This window comes from Dellaglioa sp. CoH-57-MRSF-18 (assembly GCF_056781995.1).
The window spans coordinates 1-283 of record NZ_JBXAXX010000200.1; the positions used below are offsets into that span (position 1 = coordinate 1).

General features: G+C 53.4%; 1 protein-coding gene. It reads right to left on the reverse strand.

From position 1 onward, the window contains the following. Positions 1 to 94: 94 nt before the first annotated feature. A partial coding sequence (locus tag AC1RPG_RS08705; protein WP_481762588.1) for a hypothetical protein occupies positions 95 to 283 on the reverse strand: 189 nt, incomplete at its 5' end.

Consider the following 283-nt stretch of genomic DNA (forward strand, 5'->3'; position numbering starts at 1 on the left):
ACTCGTAATCACTTGTCTCATTCTGCCTCCGTGAATTTCGTTTGGAGCACGATCTACCTCTTCTGTGTACTTTGAGGACGCTACTGTAGCATGATCAGGCGCACAGCACAAGAACTTTGCCCTGCGCCGAGTTGCGTGGCTTGTATGGAGGTGTGTACTCTACGTCGTCCTCAACCACCAGAATCCCGGGCAGGCGTTCACACAGATACCAATCATGGTACCACGCAACCACCGGAATCGTTCCGTGCTCGGCTTCTATGCGATCGAGGGCGGCGTTGATGAA